The sequence below is a fragment of the Streptomyces sp. WZ.A104 genome (assembly GCF_002382885.1).
Taxonomy (GTDB): Bacteria; Actinomycetota; Actinomycetes; order Streptomycetales; family Streptomycetaceae; genus Streptomyces.
This window is the reverse complement of sequence record NZ_NWVL01000042.1, coordinates 1-25659: the sequence shown is the minus strand read 5'-3', so window position 1 is coordinate 25659 and position 25659 is coordinate 1. Positions and strand designations below refer to the sequence as shown.

At 67.7% G+C, this 25659-nt stretch carries 28 protein-coding genes and 1 tRNA gene; 11 read left to right on the top strand and 18 right to left on the bottom strand.

Translation table 11 applies throughout. From position 1 onward, the window contains the following. Positions 1 to 81: 81 nt before the first annotated feature. Positions 82 to 627 carry a hypothetical protein gene (locus CIB93_RS22175; RefSeq protein WP_096629205.1) on the top strand — a complete coding sequence of 182 codons (546 nt, stop codon included), beginning with the start codon at positions 82 to 84 and terminating at the stop codon, positions 625 to 627. Here the strand turns inward: CIB93_RS22175 and CIB93_RS22170 are convergent. Further along, the gene (locus CIB93_RS22170) at positions 584 to 1375 is read right to left on the bottom strand and encodes an IS5 family transposase (RefSeq protein WP_096629203.1); all 792 of its coding nucleotides are present in this window, start codon (positions 1373 to 1375) and stop codon (positions 584 to 586) included. The genes CIB93_RS22175 and CIB93_RS22170 overlap by 44 nt on opposite strands. 276 nt (positions 1376 to 1651) lie before the next feature. Here CIB93_RS22170 and CIB93_RS22165 point away from each other — a divergent pair, with 276 nt between their 5' ends. The 6 genes from CIB93_RS22165 (at position 1652) to CIB93_RS22135 (ending at position 7671) form a co-directional block, all read left to right on the top strand. Next, positions 1652 to 4309 carry a condensation domain-containing protein gene (locus CIB93_RS22165; RefSeq protein WP_373558786.1) on the top strand — a complete coding sequence of 886 codons (2658 nt, stop codon included), beginning with the start codon at positions 1652 to 1654 and terminating at the stop codon, positions 4307 to 4309. 5 nt (positions 4310 to 4314) lie between these two features. After that, on the top strand, positions 4315 to 5151 hold the full coding sequence (locus CIB93_RS22160; protein ID WP_096629202.1) for a hypothetical protein: 837 nt from the start codon (positions 4315 to 4317) through the stop codon (positions 5149 to 5151). Positions 5152 to 5621: 470 nt separating this feature from the next. Then, positions 5622 to 5828, top strand: coding sequence for a hypothetical protein (locus CIB93_RS22155; protein ID WP_096629200.1), 207 nt, complete (start codon positions 5622 to 5624; stop codon positions 5826 to 5828). Next, positions 5812 to 6336 carry a DUF6879 family protein gene (locus CIB93_RS22150; RefSeq protein WP_096629199.1) on the top strand — a complete coding sequence of 175 codons (525 nt, stop codon included), beginning with the start codon at positions 5812 to 5814 and terminating at the stop codon, positions 6334 to 6336. Before CIB93_RS22155 ends, CIB93_RS22150 begins: the two co-directional genes overlap by 17 nt. Then, a complete protein-coding gene (locus CIB93_RS22145) occupies positions 6320 to 7156 on the top strand; it encodes a helix-turn-helix transcriptional regulator (protein ID WP_096629197.1) in 837 nt (278 codons plus the stop codon). The genes CIB93_RS22150 and CIB93_RS22145 overlap by 17 nt, the downstream gene beginning before the upstream one ends. A 293-nt stretch (positions 7157 to 7449) precedes the next feature. Further along, positions 7450 to 7671: a hypothetical protein gene (locus tag CIB93_RS22135; RefSeq protein WP_096629196.1), complete on the top strand. Its 222-nt coding sequence runs from the start codon at positions 7450 to 7452 to the stop codon at positions 7669 to 7671. Positions 7672 to 7820: 149 nt separating this feature from the next. On the opposite strand, the gene CIB93_RS22130 is transcribed toward CIB93_RS22135, so the two are convergent. The 9 genes from CIB93_RS22130 to CIB93_RS22090 all read right to left on the bottom strand — a co-directional run bounded on the left by CIB93_RS22130 (position 7821) and on the right by CIB93_RS22090 (position 14366). Beyond that, the gene (locus CIB93_RS22130; RefSeq protein ID WP_096629194.1) at positions 7821 to 9230 is read right to left on the bottom strand and encodes a DUF3987 domain-containing protein; all 1410 of its coding nucleotides are present in this window, start codon (positions 9228 to 9230) and stop codon (positions 7821 to 7823) included. Then, positions 9227 to 9448 (bottom strand): hypothetical protein, encoded by a 222-nt coding sequence (locus CIB93_RS22125; RefSeq protein ID WP_257002308.1) that lies wholly within the window; start codon positions 9446 to 9448, stop codon positions 9227 to 9229. Before CIB93_RS22125 ends, CIB93_RS22130 begins: the two co-directional genes overlap by 4 nt. 176 nt (positions 9449 to 9624) lie before the next feature. Continuing rightward, positions 9625 to 10344 (bottom strand): histone-like nucleoid-structuring protein Lsr2, encoded by a 720-nt coding sequence (locus tag CIB93_RS22120; RefSeq protein ID WP_096629191.1) that lies wholly within the window; start codon positions 10342 to 10344, stop codon positions 9625 to 9627. Between the two features lie 218 nt (positions 10345 to 10562). Then, positions 10563 to 11021 carry an HNH endonuclease gene (locus CIB93_RS39650; protein WP_373558785.1) on the bottom strand — a complete coding sequence of 153 codons (459 nt, stop codon included), beginning with the start codon at positions 11019 to 11021 and terminating at the stop codon, positions 10563 to 10565. A 318-nt stretch (positions 11022 to 11339) separates the two neighbouring features. Further along, positions 11340 to 11690 carry a hypothetical protein gene (locus CIB93_RS22110; protein WP_257002307.1) on the bottom strand — a complete coding sequence of 117 codons (351 nt, stop codon included), beginning with the start codon at positions 11688 to 11690 and terminating at the stop codon, positions 11340 to 11342. Positions 11691 to 11804: 114 nt separating this feature from the next. Further along, positions 11805 to 12713 carry a hypothetical protein gene (locus tag CIB93_RS22105; protein WP_096629188.1) on the bottom strand — a complete coding sequence of 303 codons (909 nt, stop codon included), beginning with the start codon at positions 12711 to 12713 and terminating at the stop codon, positions 11805 to 11807. Between the two features lie 15 nt (positions 12714 to 12728). Next, on the bottom strand, positions 12729 to 13082 hold the full coding sequence (locus CIB93_RS22100; RefSeq protein WP_179500201.1) for a hypothetical protein: 354 nt from the start codon (positions 13080 to 13082) through the stop codon (positions 12729 to 12731). Between the two features lie 28 nt (positions 13083 to 13110). Continuing rightward, positions 13111 to 13389 carry a helix-turn-helix domain-containing protein gene (locus tag CIB93_RS39645; RefSeq protein ID WP_373558789.1) on the bottom strand — a complete coding sequence of 93 codons (279 nt, stop codon included), beginning with the start codon at positions 13387 to 13389 and terminating at the stop codon, positions 13111 to 13113. 818 nt (positions 13390 to 14207) lie between these two features. Continuing rightward, positions 14208 to 14366 (bottom strand): helix-turn-helix domain-containing protein, encoded by a 159-nt coding sequence (locus CIB93_RS22090; protein WP_096629253.1) that lies wholly within the window; start codon positions 14364 to 14366, stop codon positions 14208 to 14210. Positions 14367 to 14506: 140 nt separating this feature from the next. On the opposite strand from CIB93_RS22090, the gene CIB93_RS22085 reads away from it, so the two are divergent. The 3 genes from CIB93_RS22085 (at position 14507) to CIB93_RS37495 (ending at position 16347) form a co-directional block, all read left to right on the top strand. Then, on the top strand, positions 14507 to 15079 hold the full coding sequence (locus CIB93_RS22085) for a hypothetical protein (RefSeq protein ID WP_096629185.1): 573 nt from the start codon (positions 14507 to 14509) through the stop codon (positions 15077 to 15079). A gap of 32 nt (positions 15080 to 15111) precedes the next feature. Next, positions 15112 to 15969 carry a site-specific integrase gene (locus CIB93_RS22080; protein ID WP_096629184.1) on the top strand — a complete coding sequence of 286 codons (858 nt, stop codon included), beginning with the start codon at positions 15112 to 15114 and terminating at the stop codon, positions 15967 to 15969. Between the two features lie 63 nt (positions 15970 to 16032). Beyond that, on the top strand, positions 16033 to 16347 hold the full coding sequence (locus CIB93_RS37495; protein ID WP_143660074.1) for a hypothetical protein: 315 nt from the start codon (positions 16033 to 16035) through the stop codon (positions 16345 to 16347). Positions 16348 to 16435: 88 nt separating this feature from the next. On the opposite strand, the gene CIB93_RS22075 is transcribed toward CIB93_RS37495, so the two are convergent. Beyond that, positions 16436 to 16523: transfer RNA gene (locus tag CIB93_RS22075), tRNA-Leu, on the bottom strand. A 173-nt stretch (positions 16524 to 16696) separates the two neighbouring features. Here CIB93_RS22075 and CIB93_RS22070 point away from each other — a divergent pair. Beyond that, positions 16697 to 18001: a DUF2254 domain-containing protein gene (locus CIB93_RS22070; protein WP_096629182.1), complete on the top strand. Its 1305-nt coding sequence runs from the start codon at positions 16697 to 16699 to the stop codon at positions 17999 to 18001. Between the two features lie 81 nt (positions 18002 to 18082). Here the strand turns inward: CIB93_RS22070 and CIB93_RS22065 are convergent, their stop codons facing one another. From CIB93_RS22065 to CIB93_RS22035, 7 genes are all read right to left on the bottom strand, one after another. Then, complete coding sequence (locus CIB93_RS22065; RefSeq protein ID WP_096629181.1) at positions 18083 to 19183, bottom strand: sugar phosphate isomerase/epimerase; 1101 nt, start codon at positions 19181 to 19183, stop codon at positions 18083 to 18085. 74 nt (positions 19184 to 19257) lie between these two features. Continuing rightward, entirely contained in the window at positions 19258 to 20679 is a 1422-nt protein-coding gene (locus CIB93_RS22060; protein ID WP_096629179.1) for a nucleotide pyrophosphatase/phosphodiesterase family protein, read from the bottom strand. Beyond that, positions 20676 to 21851, bottom strand: coding sequence for a metabolite traffic protein EboE (gene eboE / locus CIB93_RS22055; RefSeq protein ID WP_096629178.1), 1176 nt, complete (start codon positions 21849 to 21851; stop codon positions 20676 to 20678). The genes CIB93_RS22060 and eboE overlap by 4 nt, the downstream gene beginning before the upstream one ends. 6 nt (positions 21852 to 21857) lie before the next feature. Continuing rightward, entirely contained in the window at positions 21858 to 22715 is an 858-nt protein-coding gene (locus CIB93_RS22050) for a TatD family hydrolase (RefSeq protein ID WP_096629176.1), read from the bottom strand. Beyond that, the gene (locus CIB93_RS22045) at positions 22715 to 23362 is read right to left on the bottom strand and encodes an EboA domain-containing protein (protein WP_096629175.1); all 648 of its coding nucleotides are present in this window, start codon (positions 23360 to 23362) and stop codon (positions 22715 to 22717) included. The genes CIB93_RS22050 and CIB93_RS22045 overlap by 1 nt, the downstream gene beginning before the upstream one ends. Continuing rightward, entirely contained in the window at positions 23356 to 24228 is an 873-nt protein-coding gene (locus CIB93_RS22040) for a sugar phosphate isomerase/epimerase (RefSeq protein ID WP_096629173.1), read from the bottom strand. The genes CIB93_RS22045 and CIB93_RS22040 overlap by 7 nt, the downstream gene beginning before the upstream one ends. Continuing rightward, positions 24225 to 25659 (bottom strand): SCO3242 family prenyltransferase (locus CIB93_RS22035; RefSeq protein ID WP_373558784.1); only part of this gene is annotated, 1435 nt, incomplete at its 5' end. The genes CIB93_RS22035 and CIB93_RS22040, both read right to left, overlap by 4 nt.

Below are 25659 nucleotides of genomic sequence, written 5' to 3'. Positions count from 1 at the left end.
GTTTTCGCTGGTCAGGGGTAGGGGCGGCGTCGGTGTGGGAGTGATGGGGGTGTCGTTTCGTCGCTCTCGTGGAGGTCGTGGATGCCGTCGGTTGTCGGACTGCTGGAACAGCACGAGCTTGCCGCTCGTCGTCGTGTGGACGGGCTGCGTGAGGAAGCGGACCGCATCCAGGCCGAGCTCGCGATGGCCGAGCGGGAGTGGTCGGAGTGGACGATCGCCCGTGAACGTGTCGGTGCGGTGCTGTCCGCGCCGGACAGTGACTCAGCCGGCGTCGCCACCGACGTGCCGGAGGGTGTTGTGACGGGAGCCGGGGTGCAGGCGTCTGCGCCTCTGGTGGTGAAGGCGAGGTCACAGGTTCCGATGTGGCGCGAGGGGCTGACCCAAACGGCACTGTCGGTGGACTACCAGCGCATCCTGGCCGCGATCGATGACCGGATCCGTCTCGGTCAAGGGCCGCTGACCTGTCAGGAGATGGCCGCCGTGTTCGGCCTGGATGTGGTGCCGGCCAAGGTGGAGGGGCTGCGGTCGAAGGCGAAACGCCTGGTCTCACGGGGCTGGCTGGCCGAGCCGGCCCCGGGCCGGTTCACGCTCGCGCGGAGCGTGAGCGGGCCAGGCGGCGGGTCATGATCATGGTCATCGACCAGTAGATCATCGCCTCGGCGCTGCTGGTGGATCGTTCGAAGTCACGGACCAGGCGGCGGCTTCGCATCAGGTGCGCGAAGAGCCGCTCGACGATCCACCGCTTGGGCAGCACCACGAATCCGCGCATGTCGTCGCTCCGCTTGACGATGGCCAGGACCAGCGCGAGCGCGGCCAGGCAGTGTTCGACGAGGCTGCCGGTGTAGCCGCCGTCGGCCCAGACGAGTTCCAGCCGGTGGTGAGCGTCGGTCACCCGCTCGAGCAGCACCTTCGCGGCAGCGCGGTCGCCGATGTCCGCGCTCGTGACCATCACGCCCAGCAGCAGGCCGAGGGTGTCGACGACCACGTGCCGTTTGCGGCCGTTGAGCAGCTTGCCGCCGTCGAAGCCGCGACTGTCGGCGCCGACCACGGCGTCCGCCTTGACCGACTGCGAGTCGATCACGCCGGCCGTCGGCTCCGCATCCCGCCCCGACTCCTGACGGACCCGGCCGCGCAGCCGGTCGTGGAACTCCCTGACCAGCACGTGGTCGCGCCAACGGCGGAAGAACGCATAGACCCGGTCCCACGGCGGGAAGTCGGTCGGCATCGCCCGCCACTTGATCCCGTTGTCCACGAGATAGCGGACCGCGTCCAGTATCGCCCGGTGGCAGTACGCCTCCGGCTGCCCGCCCCGACCTCGCATCCACCCCGGCACCGGCAGCAGCGGCCGGACCACGACCCACTCCGCGTCCGTCATGTCCGAGGGATACCACCGAACACGCTCCGGATGATCGGCCGCATTCCCGAACCGGTGAGCGACACAATCACACGACAGAGCAGCCGAGTTGAACTCCACCGGCGCGAGCACGTACAACTGCGGCAACAGGGTCTCCTGGATCTCGGTTGGCTTCGCAACCCCGAGCTACCAAGAGGCCCTGCCTTCATGCCCACAGCCAGCCACGGTCACCCGAACGAGACTCCCGTTCGACGCCCACCCCTCACGATCGGAACGACAACAGCTACTCAGGCCCTGGTGCGCTACTTGGTCGACCATCGTGTCGACGCGATCGAGACGACCCCCACGTACCTGCGGCAGATGCTGGCGGCGGGCCTGCTCACCTCGGAGAGCCATCGGCCGCGTGTCATCGCCCTGGGCGGGGAAGCCGTCGACGACGGGCTACGGGAGGAACTGGCAGCCGATCCCGACCTGCTGGTCTTCAACTTCTACGGCCCCACCGAGACCACCGTCAACGCCGTCACCGCCCGAATCAGCGGTGGCTCTCCCGTGATCGGGCGCCCCGTCTCCGGAGCCGGGGCCTACGTGCTGGACCCGTCCCTGCACCCGCAGCCCAGGGGATCGGTGGGCGAGCTGTACCTGTCGGGCGAGGGCGTGGCACGCGGATACGCGGGCCGGCCGGGGCTCACGGCGGAACGCTTCATGCCGGACCCCTTCGGCCCTCCGGGCGCCCGGATGTACCGCACCGGTGACCTTGCCCGGTGGAGCGGGGACGGCTCGCTGGAGTTCGTGGGGCGGAGCGACCGGCAGATCAAGGTGCGCGGTGTGCGGGTCGAGACCGGGGAGGTCGAGGCCGCACTACGATCCCTGCCCGGTGTCGAGGACGCCGCCGTCGCCCTGACCACCGCGCCGGACGGTCCCGAGCGGCTGGCCGCCTTCCTGGTCGCCGGAGCCGGTGCGCCCGATCACGCGGAGGCGCGCGACGCGGTCGCTGCCCTGCTGCCCGGCCCATCGGTGCCGACGGCCTGGGCGACGGTGGAGCGTCTGCCGCTCACCCCCAACGGGAAGCTCGATCTCGCAGCTCTGCCGCCGGCGCTGCCGGTCGCCTCCGACGGCGGTGTCCCGCGCACTCCGTTGGAGGCCCGGATGTGTGCGGTCTTCGCCGCATGCCTGTGGATACCGCGCGTCGGCCGCGACGACGACTTCTTCGCGCTGGGCGGCCACTCGTTGCTGGCGATGCGGCTGATCGGTCGGATCCGCGGTGAGTTCGGCGCGGAGGTGCCGATCAGTACCCTGTTCTCCGCGCCCACCCCGGTCGGCCTGGTGGCGGCGCTGGGCGAAGCCGCCGCGGCCCGGCGGCCGGTGACGGCGGCCAGGCCCCGTCCGCAGCGGCTGCCTCTCTCGTTCGGGCAGCAGCGGCTGTGGCTCCTGGAAACGCTGGGCGACGCGGGCGCCTCCTACCACCTGCCGGTGGTGCTGCGTCTGCGCGGGGCCCTGGATCGCGAAGCCCTGGAACTGGCCCTCCACGATGTCCTCGAGCGGCACGAGACGCTGCGCACGATCGTGGCAGAGAACCCGGAAGGCCCGTGCCAGAAGATCCTTCCGCCCGCGCGACTCCCGCGCCCGCTTCTGCGGGTGATGGCAGCGGGTGAGCCGCTGCGCCGGGACGCCGCACCCTTCGATCTGGCATGCGAGATCCCTTTGCGCGCCCGGCTGTTCCCCTTTGGGGCCGAGGACAACGTCCTGCTCGTGACGCTGCACCACACCGCCGCGGATGGATGGTCGATGGGACCGCTCATGCGGGATCTGGCCACGGCCTACGGCGAACGCCGCTCGGGGCGGAAGCCGAGCTGGGGCCCACTGCCTGTGCAGTACGCCGATTTCGCGCTGTGGCAGCGTGACCTGCTCGGAGATCCGGACACGCCGGACAGCCTCGCGCGCCGCCAGCTCTCCTCCTGGGCGGAGTCTCTGGCCGGGCTGCCGGAGGAGTCGACGTTCCCGACGGACCGGCCGCGCCCTGCCCGCACGTCCGGCCGGGGCGGGCGCGTCCCCGTGCGGATCGGGGCGCAGGACCACCGGACGCTGGTGAAGCTGGCCGGAGACTGCGGGGCGAGCTCCTTCATGGTGCTGCACGCGGCGCTGGCCGCCCTGATGTCGCGCCTGGGCGCGGGCGACGACATCGCCGTCGGCACCCCGGTGGCGGGGCTGACCGACGAGGCGCTCACTGAACTGGTCGGCTTCTTCGTCAACACGCTGGTCCTGCGGGCGGACACCTCCGGCTCCCCGGCGTTCCGTACGCTCGTGGAGCGGGTGGCCCGGACCGACGTGGCCGCCTACGCGCGCCAGGACGTCCCCTTCGAGCGGGTGGTCGAGGAGTTGGCGCCGCCGCGGTCGCTCGCGCGCCATCCGCTGTTCCAGGTGATGCTGAGCCTCAACAACACCCCCACGCCCCGCCCGCGTCTCGACGGTCTCGCGGTCACCCACGAGACGTCCGTGGGGCGGTCGGGCTCCAAGTTCGACCTCAGCTGGAACCTGTCCGAGCACCACGACGACCAAGGCCGCCCGGACGGGATCACCGGTGAGCTGGAGTACGACGAGGACCTCTTCGACCGTACGACGGCGGAACGATTCGCCGACCACTTCAGCAGCCTCCTGAGCGGCCTGCTCTCCGCGCCGGAACGCCCGATCACGGGCGTCGGGTTCCTGACCCCGTCACAGCGCGCGGCGGCACTGGGCGAGCCGCCGCCCAGCCCGCGCAGGCCGCTCGGCGAGCCACCGGAGACGTGGACGGGCACGGCCGACGACGACTGGACGGTGCTGGACGTCCTGGCGACCCGCGCGGCGGCCGCCCCGCGCCAACCCGCGATACCAGCCGCCACCTTCCCGCTCTCGTTCTCGCCTTCACCGTCCACAAACCCGGACACGACCCTGCCGGCAACGCCATCACCGCACTGAAGGACATGCGCCGCCGCAACTACCCCACTGGCTGGCTCGCAGCCGACCGCGCCTACAACGCAGCCCTGCCCGAAACCTTCCACATCCCCGTCCGCGACCTCGGCTACCGCCCCATCTGGGACTACCGCATCGACCAGCTCGGCATCCAGGGCAGCCACGCCGGCGCTCTCCTCATCGACGGCACCTGGTACTGCCCCAACCTCCCCCCGCCCCTGACCACCGCCACCGCCGACCTCCTCACCAAGAAGATCGACAAACACACCTGGCGCGCGCGGGTCGATGCCCGCGCCTCCTACCGCCTGCGCCCCAAAGCCGCCCCCGACCACCGAGGCGCCCGACGCATGCTCTGCCTTGCGGCAGGCACCCACCCCACCGTCGCCTGTCCCGTCAAGCGCCGCAGCCTCGGCCGCGACCCCCGTCTTCCCCTCATCGACGTCACCCCCGCCCCGGCGGGGCACCCCGAAGTCTGCCGCCGTGAGTCCCTCGCCTTCACCCGGGACATCGGCATCCGTCACTGGCAGGAACTCGACCACGGCCTCGCCCCCTGGGTCCACCACTACTTCTGGCTGCGCAACCGTGTGGAGCACTTCAACGGCTACGCGAAAGACCACGAAGCCATCGAACACAGCCGCACCCGCCGCATCCGCGGAATCGCCGCCCAGTCCCTCCTCCTCTCCTTCCAGATCGCCCACGCCAACCACCGCAAACTCGCCGCCTGGCTCGACACACTCCAGACCAACGGTCTCCCCGCGCGGCGACGCCCCTCCAACCGCCACAAACTCAAGAACCCTCACGACTGGACACCCAGCGGCTACCTTCCCGATACCGCCCCGGGCGCCTGACCCACCCCACCCCTCACACCCCACCTGAACAGCACAAACACATCTGGCCCTCTGCAAACCCGCAGAGGGCCAGATCGCGTCCACCACAACAACAGAGCCGGTCAAAGCGACAAAGTGTCGCTTTGACCGGCTCTGTTTGGTCGGTTGACCCTGGTGTCCGAGGGGGGACTTGAACTCTCCACTCGGGCACCAGCCCTCTTCGTGTCTGACCTGGGGAAACGTACCCCAGAGGCCCACTTCTTGACCACCAGGGTTGGTCATGCGTACCTGCTGTTTCGGGCCGTTTCAGGCCGCTGTTGGTCATGCGTTGGTCACGTGGCCAACCCTGCCCGCACCCTCTCGGTCCCGTCGGTGAGGTCTCTTTATGCAAAGACGCGCATAGTCGCGTTCATGCATAGACGACGACAGCGCCACCCTCGTACGGTCTTGGTCAACGGCCCAACCGGGCCGACTCACAAGGGGGTTTCGGCATGGCACGCGAGGAACTGACCCGACTTACCGGCAACGGGAACGGCAACTGCAACAACGACGACTGCCCGAACGTCTACCAGACCGCATCGGGTTCCTTCGTCGTACAGGGGGACGTGTCCCAGGCGTTCACCGCTCCGGATGGGGAAGGGCTTGTAGAGATCCCTGAGAGCGTACTGAGGGAGGCGTTCCGTGCTCTTGGATGGTGAAGCCTGGACGGCCAAGGTTCGGGGCTTCAAGAGTGAGGCGTGGCGGCTCGAAACCCTTCCCGTGTACCGGGTGCCGAGCGAAGACGGCGATATCCGGGATTTTCTCTCCGGGCAGCGGATCGACCCTGACAACTACTCCTCTGTCTATACGGAAAGCCTGCGGAAGATCAAGGCGGAGGGGAAGACCAAGGGGCGAGTCCATATCGTCACGCAGCCGCTCACGGACTATCTCCGCTTCGAGTTCATGTACTACAACGTGCACTCTCAAGCTGGGGACGACATTCGCATCCTCGATGTCACCGACCGGGTCAACCCCCTTCAAGGGGTGCCCGACTTCTGGCTTTTCGACAGGTCGGAAGTTGTCCTCATGAACTACGCAGAAGACGGTACGCAGATCAGCCGAGAACTGTACGACGGCGACCCGACGCCGTACATCGAATATCAGCGCATAGCGCTCGCAGAATCTGTGCCATTCAAGGAGTACGTCAACGGTGGCAATCGAGCCTGACGAGCTGGACCAGTCGGGACGCGAACTTGCGGCAATGCTCAAACATCTCCGCAAACAAGCCGGACTCTCAGGAGTCCGGCTTGCTGCGCGTTGCAACATGTCCCAGTCCAAGATCAGCCGAATCGAGAGCAACAAGGGCCGACCCTCACTCTTGGATGTCGAGCAACTTCTACGGGGCCTTGAAGCCACCCCCGCCATCGCTGCCGAAGTGATGGCCCTGGCACGGATAGCGCAGACCGAGTGGCAGGACGGCCGGACGCTACGCCGGAAGGGCCTGGACAAGAAGCAGCTACAGCTAGCCGGACTCGAAGCGTCCTCGACCACCTTCCGCTACTTCCTGCTGTCCATGGTTACCGGTCTGTTGGCCACACCTGAATATGTAAGAGCCAGTCTGGCGAAAGCACCGCCTGAGCAGCAGACCAAAGCCGTGGCCATGAAGCTCGACCGACAACGAATCCTATTCGACCGCTCGAAGCGCTTCACGTTCATTCTTACCGAGCAAGCTGTCAGGTACCCCCTCATCCCACCTGATGAACTGGCAATACAGATCGACCGACTTGCATCGCTGAGCCGCCAGCCGAACATTCAGCTCGGAGTGATCCCCATGGGTGTGCACTTCGGCTTCGGGTCGCTAAATACGTTCACGGTATATGACGAGACCTTGGCGACGGCGGAGCTGGATCTAGGAGCGATCGTCTTCCGGGACAGCCGGGATGTGCAAGATTTGATTAGCCGATTTACTGGCTACGAAGAATGCGCACTGTTCGGGGAATCGGCGCGCGAACACCTATCGACCTGGGCGGAAAGCTGCCGCAGATGATCTTTACCCAACAACGCGCATAAGCGATAGGTCATGTCGATATGAGAGCGACACTGGTGGGGTTCGAAAAACTCGGTCGGAAAGGCGCACGGTGTGAGCGAAAGGCAAACGACCATGACCGGACCGGTACACCTGACCCTTCCCAAGCCACCTCCGAAACCGAAGGTTGGTTGCGGTGTGTGTGAGGCGCTGGCCGTTCAGCGCCAGTCGGCACGCGACAGAGGTGATCTGTCGGCGGCGACGGATGCTGATGTCGAGATCAGTAACCATCCGCACAGGACGCGGCGGCCGAGGTGAGCCGGTCCGTCCTGCGGTACGTCCGGCACCGGATCACGCAGCACCCGGACACTGACGTCACCTTCGAGGCGGAGTGCCTGCACTGCAAATGGCAGGCTCAGCCGTCGACGGACACTGCGGCGGTCGATGTGGAGTGCATGAGCCATACCGGCCGGAGCAACCATCGAGGCTTCCGGCGCATCTGCACTTCCTTCGCCATGGTGGTCCGGGACGAGTAGTCACAAGCCCCTGCCCCGCCCGTGTTCGCGGCGGCGCGACGCGGTCGGGGCAGGTACCGGCCCGACGTTCCGAGAAGCACAGGTACTGACCAACGAGTGAACGCCCCTGCCATTCGCGGCAGGGGCGTTCATTTGGTTTGTTCGGGTGATCAGAGGAGCGCGTGGAAGGGGTTGGGACCTCTGGCCGGTTCCGGCCGCTTCGCTGGCGCGGGCTCCGGTGACTGCTTCGGTACTGTTCTGTAAGTGTCGATCTGTACGACCGTGGCGCGCTTCTCATCACGCTCCGGGTCAGCCGGCCGCGACAGAGGGCTACAGGAAAGGTCGCTCCGGTTCTGCTTACGGTCCGCGCTGGCCGGCTGGGGCACAGCGTGAGCGGAACTGTCGTCTCGGAGTGTGAAGACGGTGGCGGGTCGGCCTGTCCTGCCCGACCGTTCCACGGACACCCTGATTCCGGGAAGTGCCTTGACCTCACCGGCGGTGGCTCCCACGTACGGGAGTACCTGTGAGGACGTGGCCCGTCCTCCGTGCAGTTCGATGCGGGCCCGGACTTTGTCGGTGAGGCTGAGGGGCTGACGGTTCATCTTCGGGGACTTGGCCCCTTTGGTGATCCGCACAGTGTCCTGGACGGAGCGTCGGACCAGACTGAACGCGGCCGACAGGATCTCTTCCGTGAGGGACTCGGAGCACTCGGAAGCGGCCAGACAGGCAGCAACCCTGAGGGTCTGCTCTGCGGTCCGCTCGATGAACACTGCCTGCCCCTCCGGCAGAGTCTCACCCAGGATGCGGGCGTAGCGGCGGACGATCCGCCACAGCGGGCGGGCGTCTTCTGAGAGTGTGATCACGCGGGGGCGTGCGGTGGCCCACCCGTAGGCATCGGACAGTTCGCTGCCGTCCACTTGGGGCAGGCTCACGCGGTCGTCGTCCAGCATCGGGACGGACCGGAGGAGGAAGGGCAGGATGCGGTTGTAGGAGCCGCCCGCTGCTTCTGATTCGCCTACGTACTTGGTCCAGTCGGACGGGGTGACGTGGCAGTGCATGACCATGGCGGGGTCGCGTACTTCCTGTGCCTCTTCCTTGGTGGTGTTGCGGAGCGTCGCCCCGTCCCACGCCGCGCGAAGCTTGGTGGTGAAGGAGGGGTCGCGCTTGACCCTGCGGAGCACTTCCGACCATTCCTCTTCGACCACCAGGGTGCGCACGTCGCACCCGGCCTCTGTCTCTGCGGTGGCTTCCTGTTGGTTCCACAGGTGGTTGACCAGACTGGCCCCGGAGGTGATGCCGGATGTGGAGTGGGTGGCCAGGAAGCGGCCAACCGGCTTGTCCAGGACGTGGTGCGCGGCTCGGAGTGCCGAGCCTTTGCCTCTGCCTGTTCCGGCGACCAGGGCGGACCACAGGAGCACGGGGCGGGTGTTGCCCCGCGAACTAACCCTGACGGTTCCGCCGATGGCAGCGGACCACATCGACAGGGAAGCCACGTACACCCCCAGTTCATCCGTTTCGAGGGAGGGGGAAATTTTACGGACCGCACGGCCGATGGGGCCGTGAAGGACAGGGGTGTTCATGCTGCTGCCTCTTCCTGGGAGTTGGTTCGGTTGAGGGGGACGACGGACCGCCACCGGCCCCCGTCCTTGGTCTGTTGGTGGGGTTCCTTCGCTGTCCTGCGCAGCAGGGGGAGCATGTCGCCGCCGTCCGCCGGAATGATCACGGCGGTACATCGCACTGCCTTGTCCAGGGGGATGCGCCGTGCGACGGAGGCAACCGTCAGGAGGTCGTCACTCACGATGCCCGTGCGGTCCTTGCCCCGGGGGGTCATCCAGGTGACCCATGCCCCCGGTGTGCACGTGCCCTTGGACGGTTTGGAGCCTGCCCCGTATCCCTTGGCGCTCTTCCACACGCTCAGGTCACGGGGCCCGGGGTGACGGCCGCACTCAGCGGCCGTCACCGTAGGCGCGGCACTCAGGCCGCTGCCGCTTTTCCCTCTGAAGCGTCCCTGTGCGACAGATCAAAGGCGTGCCTCACGTGCATGGGGATGCGCCCCTTGGTGGGTATGTCGTATCCGTTGGTCCGGGCCCACGCCCGCACGGCCCTGTTGCGCTCCCGCTCGCTCATCTCTTTCGGGCCCACCTTGGCAGGCTCAGGGAGCGGGTCACCGCCCACCAACTCACCGGCACAGACGGCGGACTTGAGCCGTCCGGGTTCCCGCACATCCATGCACCCGATGCCCCGTTCCGCAGCGTCCCGGAGCTTGGAACCGTTCCGCTCGCCACCCTCACCCAGGATCAGCAGCACAGTGGACTCGTCGGCGCGGCCCACCACCTGATACCCCAGGTTGCGGACCGCTTCCCGCGCCGTCTCCCAGTCATATCCGGGCACCTCCCCCGCGATCATCACGGACGGTACCGGGCCAGACTCCGCCACTTCCTCCTCTACGTCGGGCTCCGCCTCAGCAACAGACTCAGCGGCAAGTTCCACAACGGGTTCAGGGGAAGCGTCGTGCACTCCGGCCCCCAAAGCGTCCACCAGATACCGGGCGAAGGTGGCGTTGTGCTCAGTACAGAGATCCCACGCACGCACTCCCAGCGTCAGCGTCTCTGTCGCCTCTTCCTCGCTCCCGTCACGCGCAATGTGCGCATCACAGAGAACCTTTTCAACAGGGACCAGAACTGTCTTGCGCATGCCGCCGCGTTCCTTTGATAGAGAGAGTGGCAGCGGGACACCGGAGCACTGCTCTAACGACTCACCCGCTTAACCCCTATTCTCCATCACCCGTATCACGGGATGGTATCTAACAGATAACTGAGGCATTACTCAATATGAATTGAATGGTGGGGTAATGCTTAATTGAAAAGAAATAGGACCCACCGGGGGTGCCATCCTTTGGTCGCGTTTGCCAATCAAAATACGGAACGCATAGCCCGAAGGGGCGGAGGGGGCGGATAGCCCGCCTCGCGAGCTGCAAGCTCCTTTCCTCCTAGGATTTCTTTCCTCCACCGATCAATGAACACCTTGCCCTCTGGGACGCCGAGCCAGGTGTTATTGATGAACCATTTGATCCGCTTCTCGTTGGCCATTTCGGCACTCACTGCTTCTATTCGTTCAATAGCTCTGATTTGCTCTTCGTGGATCACTTTGCAGGCATCTCGAATCGTCAGACATTTCCAACCCCTGGGGTTGGCATCTATTTCCATAAGCCAGCGAGGGAATAGCCTGTCCCCTTTGCTTTCATTGCAAGCCGTGCACGCTGGAACAAGATTCTTCCAGTGATGTGGGCCGCCTTTGGCTAGGGGGATAACGTGATCCATTACCTCGGACTCTGCGTCTTCGCAATAGACGCAGAGTCCCTCGTTGGCCATAAGCACCATCAGGTGCACCCACAACTGAAACCGACCCCGCCCCACTGGCCCTCCCGACTCGTCTTTAGGGGAAGATAGTTGACTGCACTGACAGTCGGCCGTGTTGATCTGCCCCTCGGCAGACGAAGCAGCGGTTCCGATCGTGCTCCAGATCGCTGCCCCAGGGCCGCGCAAAGCCCGTCAACTCCCAACCTATGTGGATCGCGAACTCTTGCACGCAGCCGGGGCACTGTGGATCTGACCAGGGGCATTCAATCCCAGAGAGGTGTGTTCCGTCGTGGGTTACGGCGGCTCCAGCCTTGGCTGCTCTGCGCGCGCTCACTGATCACCGCCCCCGTTCTGGAATGTCCATCCCAGTCGCTTCATGCCGTCTGCGGTGAGGCCGAGCGCGTTGGACAAATGCCGGAATTCCATCTGATGGTTGGCATTCGCTGATCCGTCCAGAATCTTCCCGAAATACGTCAGCATCACGGCCACGGCCGGGATGAATGACTCGTCCCACATGGCGGCCTGCGGCGACTGCCACCACTGTCGCCACTGGTCACGCTCGGAATCCGTCCAGTCGCGAATCATGGGCAAATCGGGAACCGGTAGGCCATGATCCCATGGAAGCTCTATCAAGCCCTTAAACCGGGAGTGTGGTGAATTGGGGTTGCGCATCTTGGGCATGGATTCCTCCGGTTTCGGTTACGTGGTATCGATGGCCGGCCTTGAGCTCTCATCGGCGGAGCGTGAACGGGCTGGGGGCCCGCCACGTCGGCAGGGCCCCCAACTGATATCGAATCAGGCCGCAGTGGCCCATTCAACGGAAGCCTTGACGATTCCCTTGGTCGGCTTGGACTCATCAAATGTGTTGTCAACCTTCTTGGTGTCCAGCTCTGGGTATCGGACGATCTTGCCGCCGTACAGGTGCAGGGTGTCGATGTAATCTGCTCGGTACTTCTCGGACTGGCCCTCACGGAAGCCGGTGAACTGAGAAGCGTAGGTGGCGAACTCCGAATGACCCGCAACAATGTCCACACCTGTGGGCATGGCCGTGGTGGACAGAACGGTGAACCCTGCCAGACGGGCCACAACACCGTTCGCGGTGACACCGCTCTCGCCGTAGGCGGCAGCGTTGGCAACGGCCGGATGCTCGATCAGGTACCGCTTCACGCGGGGCGAGACGACCACGTAACGGCCCGCCGGGATGTCGTTGTCATCCAGGACCAGCATCATGTCCAGGATCGCGCCGTAGAGCGCCTGGGGTGCATTCTCGGCCGCCTTGACCGCAGGGAGAGCCGTGGCGCTCTTGGCGATGATGCCGCCCATGAAGGTGTCCGCCTCACGGGCGAGGGAACGGATCATCTGCTGATTGATCGGAGAATCAAGGCCCCCGGCGAGCTGCACCCGTTCCACGTCCTCGACCAACACCTGAAGGTATTTCGCCTCGGTGATGTTCAGCTTTTGGTCAACAGTTTCCGGGCGCTGAGAAGTCATGCCCTCCGGCAGTGTGTAATCCCCCACGGTCGGCCGCAGAAGCGAGTTGATATGAACCACATCGCCCTTCTTCCGGATCTCACCCGCGTACTTGTTATTACTCACGAGCTTGGAAGCCCACACCAGCAGCGGATCGAACTGGGTCAGAAGGTCAGAATCCCAAAGTTCCGGAACGAACGAATGGGTGGCAGGGTTCTGGTAGGCAAATGTCATATAGATACTCCTGGGTCAGCGGTTACGAACATCGAGAGAAACAGGGCGACGCTGGGAGAACGGGCCACCACTGCGGCTGTGTCCCACACCTTCAAGCTGCGGGAAAGACGGCGGGCTGGGCTTGAAAGAGGCCAGGGCCCTGTCCATGGCCTCGGCCGAAGGATTACCGTCCGCACCGAGCAGCTTCGAAGCATCCAGATAATCAACGAAACCATCAGGAAGACTCACACCGGCCTGGGCCGCATGAACCCTGATCTCGGCCCGTGCCAGCCTGGCCGAATACTCCCGCTGCACCTCGGCCCGGACAGCGTCGACCCCATCGGCCGGCACAGGCTCCGGAGAACGGGAAACAGTCTGTGGGTCGCTCACGGCGACACCTCCTAAGTAATCGTTCAGTTCACTCAGTCTGAGCAGAGTGGTGATCAAGAAGCAGAGAGACAAGCGGCGTACACAGATGCCGGGATGCCTGCACCAGAGTGCGAAGGCTTGGCGTCGTCTCGCCGGACTCCCACCAGTAGACAGTGGAGGGAGCGATAGACAGTGCGTCGGCCAGTTCCTCCACTGACAGGCCGAGCGTGACACGACGGGCAGCAAAAGCGTGCCGATCAAACATGGAGAACTCCAGGTAACGCGTTGCAGAATTGCGAATCTTAAGATGCTCGCGCGCCGGTCGCAGCCGCGCTCTGACGTGAGGAATTTCCCTCCCTCACCCACGGCTGGGAGGGAAATACGCAGCGGCAGAGGGAGGCTGAGACAGACCTGAACGCATCGAGGGCCCCGGCCGGAGATCCGAATACCGCCGAGCCTGGCGAGGTGGGGCTTGTTACTGGACTCATGACAGAACAAGCCGCCCCTCCTGGGGGGGCGGCCTGTAATGATCAAATCTATGGAACTGTGTACCGGTGCTCGCTTCGGCTCGCCCCGGCTTCAGCCTGCTATTTAAGAAGGGGCGTAGGACTCGCCCTTGATATCAAGGGGCCGAGGCCGCCGTTTCGTTAACGCCTCGCCCCCCGCCCACCCGCACGCCATGTGCCCACGCACCGGAGGGGAACGGGCTCCCACCCCTGGCGATGTTGTCGCACTCCGCCTCCCAGCGCTGAGCCTCACCCGGCGAACTGAACATCCAATCTCCGTGTTCGGCATCCCATGGGATGTTGTTCCCGTGTGTGGCGCACTCCTCCCGCTTCTTCTTCGAGGGTGCATCCATCGACGCCACTGTGCCCGGAATCAGCAGGCACCGAGCCGAAGCGGACGGAGCCAGCAACCCGGCCCTGATCAGGCTGCACCGCGCCTGGCGGTACCGACCCGCGCTGTATGCCTGCCCCTTCTCATTGGTCAGGATGAGTTCCAGTTCACCGGACCCCAAGGGTGCATGTCCGCCCCTTTGTATCCGGTCCAGAGCGAGCAGCCACATGCGGGTTTCAAGATGGAGAACGGTGCTCCCAATGGCAGGGTTCGAGCGCTCGGGTCGGTAGACCTTGGCAAATCGGTAGCTCACTGCGTTCCCTGCCTGTCCAGCCAGCGGTCCAGATCCACGGGTCGACAGCGGAGAGACTGGCCCACCTTTCGGAATGGGATCTGTTCGGACTTCCAGTTCCCGTACACCCAGGAACGGGGTTTGCCCAGGTAGGCGGCCACGTCATCAACGGTCATGAGCTTGGTCAATGTGTCTCTCCTGCTGGCCGGTGGGTGGCTGCTTCCGCCCGTTGCTGTCCGGCCTATCTCCAGAAGTACGCCCATCCACCCTCTATGTCAAACCTAGGTGTGCCCACCCGGGGTGGTAGGGTGAGGGTATGAGTGAACACATCGAGGTCATCCAGGACGTAGGACCATGGCGCATCCTCATGCGCTGGGCTGCCGACGCCGACCCGGCCAGTGGGCCCACCCGCGTCCTCATCACCCCGCACCCGGACGCCGACCCCGCCGCTACTCAGGGTGGCGTGGCCTCCACGGTGCTGCGGCAGGTTGACTTCAAGAAGGCGGGCGACCAATTCCGCTCCGCAAGGCCGACGGACACGGAGCCCGACGTCAATCAGGACGCCGAAGGGGAGGGTCTGCGGTGGCTGCTGGACTCTGAGGGCATCTCGGACGCCTACCTGGCCTTCCTTGCCGAGTCCTACGTTCGTGCCGTCGCACAGGCCCTGCCCAACGTCACGGCACATCTGGCCGGACTAACCAACAAGCGCCCAGAGACGATCCGGGGCCACCTCAAGGAGGCCCGGAAGCGGGGCCTGTTGACCACGGTTCCCGGTAAGGCCGGAGGTCAACTCACCGAAAAAGCAAGGGAGATCACTTGGGGCGAGTACCTCGACAAGGTCACTGATCACCTCATGGGCAACGACCAGAAGGGCAACCCGCACACGTGACAAAGCGCGGCAATGGGCTCGGGGGAACTCCGGTGGAGATCCCGCGCAAGGGCAGACCGAACACCTGGGGCGTACGCACGCCCCTCCACTTCAACAAGGCGACGGGGAGGCGGGAGCGCTATTGGATCGGACGCGAGTACCCGACCAAGACGGCAGCAGAGAAGGCGCTGCGAAAGTGGCACACCGATCACGATGCGGGCAAGGTCGCGTCCCGCTCGGACATGAAGCTGGGTGACTGGCTGGACAAGTGGCTGGCGAACCACAGGAAGGAGGGAACGACCGTGGCCGGATACGAGACGAAGATCCGCCTGCACATCAAGCCGCACATCGGCGGCGTGAAGCTGTCCGAGGTCACGGACGACACCCTTGACGATCTGTACCGGCTCCTGGAGACCGTGCCGTGCCCGACCAACAAGGGGAAGCCGCTGGGGGCCAAGAGCGTCCGGCACATCCACAACATCCTCTCCGGTGCCCTTGGGGCGGCCGTGCCGAAGCTGATACCGGCCAACCCGGCGGCGACGGCGCACCCGCCCACCGCGCGGCAGATACGGGCACAGGAGCAGAGGTATCCGACCGTGGACGACGACCAGACAGGGCGGTTCCTGGGCTCGGTGTGGGAGCCCTGTGGCAACCGGGCCTGTGACGGCGGCCTGGCTCACCACTGTCTCCGGGACGCTCCCCTGTGGACCGTCTACGCCTCTACGGGTGTCCGGCGCAGTGAAGCCCTGGGGATGAAGTGGTCCCTCGTGAAGTGGGATGAAGGGTCCATCGAGCTGGGTTGGGTCGTGGTCGAGGAGGGGAACACCTACCGGCTCCGGAAGCTCACCAAGGACGGCGACGACAACGCCGTGATCTATGTGGACCAGTCCGTGATGAACGTCCTGAAATGACAGAAAGAGCGCCAGGAGGCGGAGCGTAAGCGGCTCGGCTCCGCATGGGTCGATCATGACCTGGTGTTCGCCCGTGATGGCTTCAAGCTCTACCGGGGCGAGGCAGGCGGGCCGCAGGACCCGGAGAAGGTCTCCGCGCGGTGGCGCACCCTGCGTGCCCGGTTGAAATTGCCGGAGGACTTCCGGATTCACGACTGGCGGCACAGCAAGGTCACGAACGACCTGGAGGCCGGGGAGAACCCCGTAGAGGTCTCCGCAAACGTCCGGCATCACTCGCCTGGCTACACCATGGCCCGGTATGGGCACTCACGTAAGGACGGAGCGCGGAAGCTCGCCGCCTCCGGAGCGGGCCGACTCGGCCTGTCATCCCTGGTCTGACCTGGGGAATCGCTTGGCTGTTGGTCACGTGGTTGGTCACGCCACAGCCCGGTAAAGCAAAAAACCCCACGTGAAGTGGGGTCTTAGCTGGTGTCCGAGGGGGGACTTGAACCCCCACGCCCGATAAAGGGCACTAGCACCTCAAGCTAGCGCGTCTGCCATTCCGCCACCCGGACAAGGTGTCTGCCGTTCGCGGTGTGTTCCCCGCGGCGACATGGAAAACAATACCAGGGGTTCGGAGCGCGTTTCACCTGCGTATCCGTGGCATACCCGGTGGTCAGTGCGGTGCGGCGGGCCGGTGGTCGGCGCTTCCACCGTCTGGGGAGGTCGCGGGGCTACCTTCGCGTCCATGACTGATCGCGGCTACCGCCCGCCCCGTCCGCTGTCCCCTCTGCGCGAGCACCTGCGCGACACGTTCTGGTTCGCCCCGACCATGGGGTTCGTCTGTGTGTTCGTGCTGTGGCTGGGCGCAACCGAGGTGGATGACGAGATCGTCTCCCTGTTCCAGCGGGAGGAGGCGTACGACGAGCTCGCCGAGCTGATCTCGTTCTCGCAGGACGCGAAGACGATCGTCACCACGATCAGCTCGGCCATGATGACGTTCATCGGTGTCGTCTTCAGCATCTCGCTGGTCGCGGTGCAGATGGCAAGCGGACAGCTCACGCCCCGCGTGGTGCGGATCTTCGTCAGGAGCCGGATCAGCAAGCTGACGCTGACGGTCTTCCTTGCGACGTTCCTGTTCTCGCTGCTGGTCCTGTCCTCGTACGAGAGCGAGACCGACCCCAGGCGGGTGGTCTCGGTCCCCCTGGTGCAGAGCCTCCTCATCCTGCTGCTGCTGGGGATGAGCCTGCTGCTGTTCGTCATCTATGTGAGCGCGACGCTGCGGCTGATGCAGGTCGGGCCGGTCGTCGACAGGATCGCGCGCGACTCGTTCCGGGTCCTGGGCAGGATGCCGAGGGGGCCGCAGGGGGCTGATGAGCTGGCTCCGGAGACCGCGCGGGTGATGCACGAGGGGCGCGCCGGGGTGCTGCGGGACGTGAACACGGCGCGTTTGGTGCGGGCCGCCCGGCGGCAGGACGTCGTCCTGCGGCTGATCCCTCGGATCGGGGACTTCGTGGTGCCGGGGACGCCGGTGCTCGCCGTCCACGGCGGGACCGTACCGCCGCGGAACCGGTTGCGGTACGCGGTCTCCGTCTCGGTGGAGCGCACCCTGCACCAGGACCTGGCGTTCGGACTGCGCCAGCTCACCGACATCGCGTTGCGGGGCCTGTCGACGGCGGTGAACGACCCCACCACCGCCGTCCAGTGCCTGGACCGGAGCGTGCAGATCCTGGCGGCGGTGGTGCGACTGCCGCTCGGTACGGTCCACCACCGGGACCGGGCCGGGCGGGTGCGGCTGGTGCAGGACGGTCCGGGCTGGGAGGACCTGGTCGACCTCGCCTTCGAGGAGATCCGCTGGTGTGTGGCCGGCAGCCCCCAGGTGACGCGCCGACTCGTCGCGGGGCTGGACGATCTGCTCCTGCTCGCCCCCGAGGAGCGGAAGAAGCCGCTGATCAGGCACCGAGCCCTGCTCGTGCAGACCGTGGAGCGCACGGTACCGGTGACCGCCGACCGGGAGTTCGCCCTTCTTCCGGACCGGCAGGGCATCGGGTAGGAGCACGTCACGGCGTGAGGGGGGCATGGAGGGTGGGGCCGGGACCGCCGGAGGCCTCCGGCGGTCCCGGCCTCTCGCGCGTCAGTCGCCGCAGCGGCCCTCGCGCAGGGAGTGCAGGTGCTCGCTCGACTTGCGGGCGAAGGCGAGCGAGTCGACCGGGTTGTCGTGCTCGGCCTGCCAGTGGTGGTAGGAGCGGCCGCGGTGGGTCCGGTTGGTGACCTTGGACAGGAACGTCTTGTAGTCGATGTCCCCGTCGCCGACGTCGGACATGCGGTACCCGTCGCGGGTCGAGTCGTCACGGACCCCGTCCTTGACGTGAAACAGCGGGTAGCGGTCCGGATGCTTCAGTACGTACTTCAGGGGGTCGAGCGGGGCCGGGGTCCCGTCCGCACGCTTGCTGAAGCGGAACTGGGCGCAGTAGGCCCAGTAGATGTCCATCTCCAGGTGGACCAGGTCCGGGTCGGTCTCGGCGAGCAGCACGTCGTAGAGGCGCACGCGCGGCTTGTCGGTCGCGAAGGAGAACTCCTCGGCATGGTTGTGCTGGTAGAACTTCATGCCGCGCTTGCGGGCGGCCGCCCCGTAGATGTTGAAGTCCTCGGCCGCCCGCTTCCAGCCGTCCACCGTGGAGCCGTAGCGGAAGGGGCCGGAGGGCGTCCCGATGTGCTTGAGTCCGAGGGCCTGGGCGTCGTCGAGCACCCTTTCCAGGTTCTGGGCGAAGGTGTAGGCGCCGGGGTTCCCGTCGTCGTAGTAGCCGACGTGGCTGCCGATCGGGTGGAGGCCGTGGTCCCGGGCCAGCCGCTTGAGCTGGGCCAGGGTGATGGGGCCTGCCGAGCCCTGGGTGTAGCCCGCGAGTTCGATCTCGTCGTAGCCGTACTTCTCCAGCTCGGCGAAGACCGGTGCGAAGCCGAGCGTGGAGATCTGGTCGCGCAGACTGTAGAGCTGGATACCGAGGCGGCCCGGGGGCAGTACGGGCTTGCCCTTCCCCTTGCCGTGACCGTGGTCGTCTCCCTTGCCGTGGCCGTGGCCGTGACCGTCGCCCGGGCCCTGGCCCCTGTCCCGGCCGGCGGCCTGGGCGCTCGCGGTGCCGATGATCGTGGCGGCGGTGGCTCCGGCGGCGACGCCGAGGACGTTGCGGCGGCTCAGTCTGCGGGCGAGTTCGGTGTCCTTGGAGGTGCGGCTCATGTTCGCGTGGCTCCCTTGAGTGACCTGTCGGATGGGGTGACTGGTGGGGTACGAGGTGCGGTGCCGGGTGGTTGTCAGTGCAGTCCGGCAAGCTGGAGGAGCAGGGACTTCACTTCGATGGCCCTGACCCGGTCGGTGAACGCGTGGGGGGTGGAGCACAGGATGAGCGGACCTTCGTCGTCGCTCGCGGGGAGGCGGCCGTGGCTGCCCCGAACAGGTGAGGGGGCCAGGGGGACGACCGCCATGCGGTAGCGCAGGCCGAGCTTCTTGCGGGCGACCGCCGAGACGGCCTTGACCCGGACGTAGGGGTCCTCGGGGTCCATGAAGAGCTCGACGGGGTCGTAGCCGGGCTTGCGGTGGATCTCTACGAGCTGGGCGAAGTCGGGAGCCCGTGCGTCGTCGAGCCAGTAGTAGTACGTGAACCACGCGTCCTTCTCCGCCACGGCGACCAGTTCGCCGGAGCGGGGGTGGTCCAGGTGGTGCGCCTTCTTGCCCTCGTCATCGAGCAACTGCTCGATGCCGGGCAGGTCCGCGAGGGCGGCCCGGGTCGCCTCCAGGTCCTCGGGGCGCCGTACGTAGATGTGGGCCAGCTGGTGGTCGGCGACGGCGAAGGCCCGGGAGGCCATCGCGTCGAGGTACTCCATGCCGTCCTGCGTGTGCACCTCCAGCAGGCCCGCCCGGCGCAGCGCCCGATTGATGTCGACGGGGCGGCTCACGCGGGTGATGCCGTATTCGGAGAGCGCCACGACGGTACGGCCTTCGGCACGGGCGTCGGCCAGCAGCGGGGCCATGGCCCGGTCGAGGTCGGCGGCGGCCCGGTGGGCGCGCGGGTCGTCGGGGCCGTAGCGCTGGAGGTCGTAGTCGAGGTGGGGCACATAGCAGAGGGCGAGGTCGGGGGTGCGGGTGGCGATGATGTGCCGGGTGGCGTCGATGATCCACTGGGAGGAGACGAGGTCGGCACCGGGTCCCCAGAAGTGGAAGAGGGGGAACGTGCCGAGCTTGTCCGTGAGTTCGTCGTGCAGGGCGGGGGGCCGCGTGTAGCAGTCGGGTTCCTTGCGGCCGTCGGCGTAGTAGACGGGGCGCGGGGTGACCGTCCAGTCGGTGTCGGCGCCCATCGCGTACCACCAGCAGATGTTGGCGACGGTGTAGCCGGGGTGGGCGCGGCGGGCCGCGTCCCAGAGTTTGTCGCCCTCGACGAGCCCGTTGTGCTGGCGCCACAGCAGGACGTCGCCGAGCTCGCGGAAGTACCAGCCGTTGGCGACGATGCCGTGTTCGGCGGGCATGGTGCCGGTGAGGAACGTCGACTGGGCGGCGCAGGTGACGGCGGGCAGGACGGTGGCAAGCGGGGCCTTGGTGCCCCGCTCCCCCATGGCCCGGAGGTTCGGCATATGGGCCAGGAGCTGCGGGGTGAGGCCGACGACGTCGAGGACGAGGAGGGGAGTGGGGCGGCTCTCGCCGCCCGCCCGGGGTGGGCGGTCCGTGCTGTCCGTGGTCATGGCAGCTCCTTGAGGCCGTGGTCGACCAGGAGGTCGCGGGCGAGGGTGAGTTCGGCGGCGATGCCTTCGGCGAGCTGGGTGCGTGTGCGGGGCCGCAGTTCGACGGGCAGCGCCTGCCAGGTGTACGTCTCCACCTCCAGGTGTCTCGTCAGCGGCACCGGTCCGCCGACGAGGCGGGCGAGCGCGGCGCGCAGCACGGGCAGGGTGGAGGTGAGCGGGGGCGCGGGCGGTGCGTGCAGCGGTACGTGGAAGTGGGCGCGCCAGGGCGTGCTGTCGGGCAGCGCCCGGCCGCCGATCGCCTCGTCGAGGTCGTCGGTGCCGCGCAGCCCGGCCGCGGTGCTGGTACGGGTCTGGTGCAGGAAGCGCGGTTCGGCGAAGGCGGCGAGCGCGGTGCGGACCTCCGGCAGGTGGGGGCGTTCGGCGTGCAGGGCGACGGAGAGCTGGGACTTGACGACCCGGATGCCGGCGGCGGTGAGTGCGCCGAGCGCGGTGTCGGGGTCCTCGAAGGAGGTGGCGAGGTGGCAGGTGTCGACGCAGATGCCGATGCGGTCGTGGGCCACGGCGGTGAGCGGGGTGATGGCGTCGGCGGTGGTCTCCACCGTGCAGCCCGGTTCCGGTTCGAGGCCGATCCGGATGGACTTGCCGGTCAGTTCGGCTAGCGCGTCAAGGCGCTGGGCGAGGGTGTCGAGGGCGGCACACGCGGTACGGGCGGCCTCGGGGTCTTCGCCGTAGGGGGTGCGCCAGGCGAGGGGCAGGGTGGAGATGGTGCCCTCGGTGGCGTCGTCGGGGAGGAGGGCGGCGAGAAGGCGGGCGAGGTCGGTGGTATGGGCGAGGCGTTCGGGTTCGGTCCAGTCCGGCCGGTAGACCCGGTACTTGACCTCGTCGGCACCGAATCCCTCGTAGGGGAAGCCGTTGAGGGTGACGACTTCGAGGCCGCGGCTGTCGAGTTCGGCGCGCAGCGCGCGGAGTTCGGCGGGGTCGTTGACGAGCGCGCGGGCCGCGTCCCGGGCGAGCCAGAGGCCGATGCCGAGCCGGTCCCGGCCGAGGAGGCGGCGGACCGGTTCGCAGTGGTCGCGGAGCTGGGCGCGGACGCCGTCCAGGGTTTCGGCGGGGTGGACGTTGGTGCAGTAGGCGAGGTGGACGGTGGAGCCGTCCGGGTGGCGGAAGCGCATCGCCTCTCACTCCCCGCCGCGCAGTATGGAGTTGCCCTCGTGGAGCGGTCGGCGCTGGTCGGGCTCGGCGGTGTCGAGCTGGAGGCGGCCGCTTCGTCCGTAGAAGGCGACGGGGTTGCGCCACAGGACCTGGTCGACGTCGTCCTCGGTGAACCCGGCCTTCAGCATGGCGTCGGCGACCTTGCGGGTCTTGAGCGGGTCGCTCTTCCCCCAATCGGCGGCGGAGTTGACGAGGATCTTCTCGGTGCCGTGGTTCCGGAGGATGGTGACCATCCGGTCCTCGTCCATCTTGGTGTCCGGGTAGATGGAGAACCCGGCCCAGCAGCCACTGTCAGTGGCGGCCTTTACGGTTGTCTCATTGAGGTGGTCGAGCAGGACGTGCTCCGGGGGGAGGTGCGATTCGCGAATGACGTCGAGCGTGCGGTGCAGGCCGGCGAGCTTGTCGCGGTGCGGGGTGTGGACGAGGGCGGGCAGCCCGTGGTCGGCGGCGAGCTGGAGCTGGGCGGCGAGGGCGTGGTCCTCGGCCGGGGTCATCGAGTCGTAGCCGATCTCGCCGACGGCGACGACGGAGTCCTTGACGAGATAGCGGGGCAGGGCGTCCAGGACGGGGGTGCAGCGGGGGTCGTTCGCCTCCTTGGGGTTGAGGGCGAGCGTGCAGTGGTGCGCGATGCCGTATTGGGAGGCGCGGAAGGGTTCCCAGCCGAGCAGCGCGTCGAAGTAGTCGAAGAAGCTGGCGGGTGAGGTGCGGGGCTGGCCGAGCCAGAAGGAGGGTTCGACGAGGGCGCGGACGCCCGCGTCGTGCATCGCCTGATAGTCGTCCGTGGTCCGGGACGTCATGTGGATGTGGGGGTCGAAGATGCGCATCAGGACTCCTCCGTGGGGGCGGCGGGGGTGGTGAGGGCGAGGACGGTGCGCAGGTCTTCCGGGACCGTGCGGCCTGCGGCGGTGCGTTCGGCGGCGAAGTCACTGAGCATGCGGGCGAGTTCGGCGTCCCCATGGGCGCGTTCGCCGAGCCGGGCGACGGCCTCCACCGGCACCCCGGTGAACAGGCACTTCAGCACGGCGTGCCGCCAGGCGTGCGGCTCCAGGTGGGCGGCGGCGTAAGGGCCGACCGCCGCGGTGATCAGCCGGGTGTCGTTGGTGCGCAGGGCGTCGTCGACGAGCGGGAGGGCGGTGTCGCCGAGGTCCAGGAGGTGCAGGGTGAGCAGGACGGCGCGGCGTTCGGCGGCGGTGCCCTGTTCGTAGAGCCGGGCAACGTCCCGCAGCGAGGCGCGGGCCGCGACGAGGAGAAGGGAGCGTACGGAGTCGGCGTGCTCCGGTCCGCAGTGGCGGCCCGCCGCGGCGTAGCGCAGCTCCCATGAAGAGGGCGCGGAGGAGATGGAAGGGGTGGAGGAGGTGGCGTGGGGAGAGGGGGTGCGGGTGCTGGGGGCGGTTTCGGTGAGGGCCTCCGCGAGCCAGGTACGGGCGGTGTCGTCCAGTTCGGTGTCGAGTTCCTCGCGGGACTTCAGCACGGGGCGGCTCCCTTGGTTGCGGCGTCGCCCGCCATGGCGTTGCGCAGGAAGTCGAAGGAGGTGCGGGCCAGTTCGGGGCCCGCGTGCGAGTGACGGGGCAGTTCGACGACGGTGAGGCCCCGGTAGTCGGACGCGGCGAGAGCGGCGAGCACGGGCGGGAAGTCGATTTCCCCGTCACCGAACGGGAGGTGCTCGTGGACCCCGCGCCGCATGTCCTCGATCTGGACGTGCCGGAGCCAGGGGGCGGAGTCCCTGATGCACTCCACGGGGGTCGCCTCCTCCAGGCACTGGCAGTGACCGATGTCGAGCGTGAGGCCGAGGGGCCCCGGGTTTCCGAGGAGAGCCCGGAGGTGGTGGAAGTCGGCCAGGGTGGCGAGGAGGTGACCGGGTTCCGGTTCGATCGCGAGGGGGACGCCGGACCGGTCGGCGGCTTCGAGAACGGGGGCGACCGTTTCGGTCAGGCGTTTCCAGGCGGTGTCCGTCGAGGTGTCCGGCGGGGTGATGCCGCTGAAACAGTGGACGGCGTGCGCACCGAGTTCGGCTGCCACGTCGAAGGCGCGGACGAGGAGCGCGGAGCGGACGGCCCGGGCGTCGGGGTCCGGGTCGAGGAGGGAGGGGCCGTGCTTGCGGCGAGGATCGAGGACATAGCGGGCACCGGTCTCGACGGTGACCCGCAGCCCGAGGGAGGTGAGCCTGCGCCGGACCTGCCGGGTGCGTTCGGCGAGGTCCGGGGCCATCGGGTCCAGGTGCATGTGGTCGAGCGTCAGCCCGACGCCCTCGTAGCCGAGGTCGGCGAGGAGCCCGAGGGCGTCGTCGAGGCGGAGGTCGGTGAGCCCGTTGGTGCCGTATCCGAGGTGGAGGGTCATGTGAGGCTCACCTTCCGGGCGAGGGTGCGGGCGAGCGGGACGAGCCCCATGACGACGAGACCGGTGACCGGGGATCCGGCGCGGGCGGCGAGCGCGGCCTGGAGCGGGATCATGGCCCGGATGCCCCCGCCGACCGCCCGCTGCGTCAGGGGCGGGGACGGGTTGAGCGCGGCGTGCAGGAGGGGTGGTCCGGCGGTACGGAGGTAGACCCCGGTGAACGCGGGGACCAGGAGACGGAGGGGGGCGGCGGACCAGGTGGGTCGGCCTGGGCGGTGGTGCCTCGCTCCGGGGGATGGCGTCCTTGTGTTGGGGGAGGTTGCCCTTGTGCCGGGGGCGAATGCCCTTGTGTTCGGGGAGGTTGCCCGCCTGAAGGAAGCGGTTGCCCGCCTGCTGGAAGCAGTCGTCCCTGCCTCGACGGTGGTTGCACTCGTGCCGGGTGGGTCGAGCGTCTGTCCCAGGGGCTCTCGCAGCACCGCCGCGGCGAGTGCCGCCGTGGTGGCCAGCACCGCGAGCGGTGCGCCGGGCGACCCGCCCTGCGCTTCGTGGCGCGACACGGCGGTGACGCCGTAGGTGTGCGCGCCGAGCGCCAGGGCGGCGGGCAGGGCGGGCAGGGCGAGAAGGGATGCGGACAGGGCGCCACGCACCGGTGCCGGAATACCTGCCGTCGGCGCGGAGGTTCCCGCCACCGGCGCCGGGGCCGCCGCCACAGAGGTTCCTGCCACCCAGGACGCCGCTGCGGCAACGTTGTCGGGCCGACGACCGCGCCGACCGGATGCCGCCGCACCGGTAGCCCCCGTCCCCGTCGCCGCGGCCGTCGCGCCCAGCAGCAGGTCCAGGGAGCGGGCCGCTGCCATCGCCGCAGGGCCCGCCTTCGTGTGCTTCAGGTGGAGGTCGTAGGCCCAGACCGTGGCGGCCAGGCCGGTGGCGACGGTCAGCGCGGGGCGGCCCGCCCGTGCGGCCAGGGCCAGGCCCGCCGCCGTCAGCACTCCGGCCGCGCCCAGTGCGGCGGCCGGGCTGACGCGGCCCGAGGGGATCGGGCGGTGCGGGCGGTCGACTGCGTCCTCGTCGCGGTCGGCCCAGTCGTTGAGGGCCATCCCCGCCTCGTACAGGCACAGCGAAGCGCCCATGGCGAGCGCGGTGCCCCGGCCGGGCCGGCGGCCCACCGCGGCCGCTCCGGCCAGCGCGTCACCGGGCACGGAGAACAGGGCGGAGACGCGGAGCAGTTCCGCCCAAGCCCGCAGACGCGCGGGGCGCGGGGCCCGGGCCGGGTACGCTCCCCGACCGGCTGCGCGGGGAGCGCCGCTTCCGGGGCGTACACCCGAGCCCCGGACCGCGGCGGCACCCCGGCCCCCGGCCCCCGGGCCCGAGGCCGAGGCCGAGGCCGAGGCCGAGGTCCCGCCCGGGCAAGGGCCCGAGGTCCCGCCCGGGCCC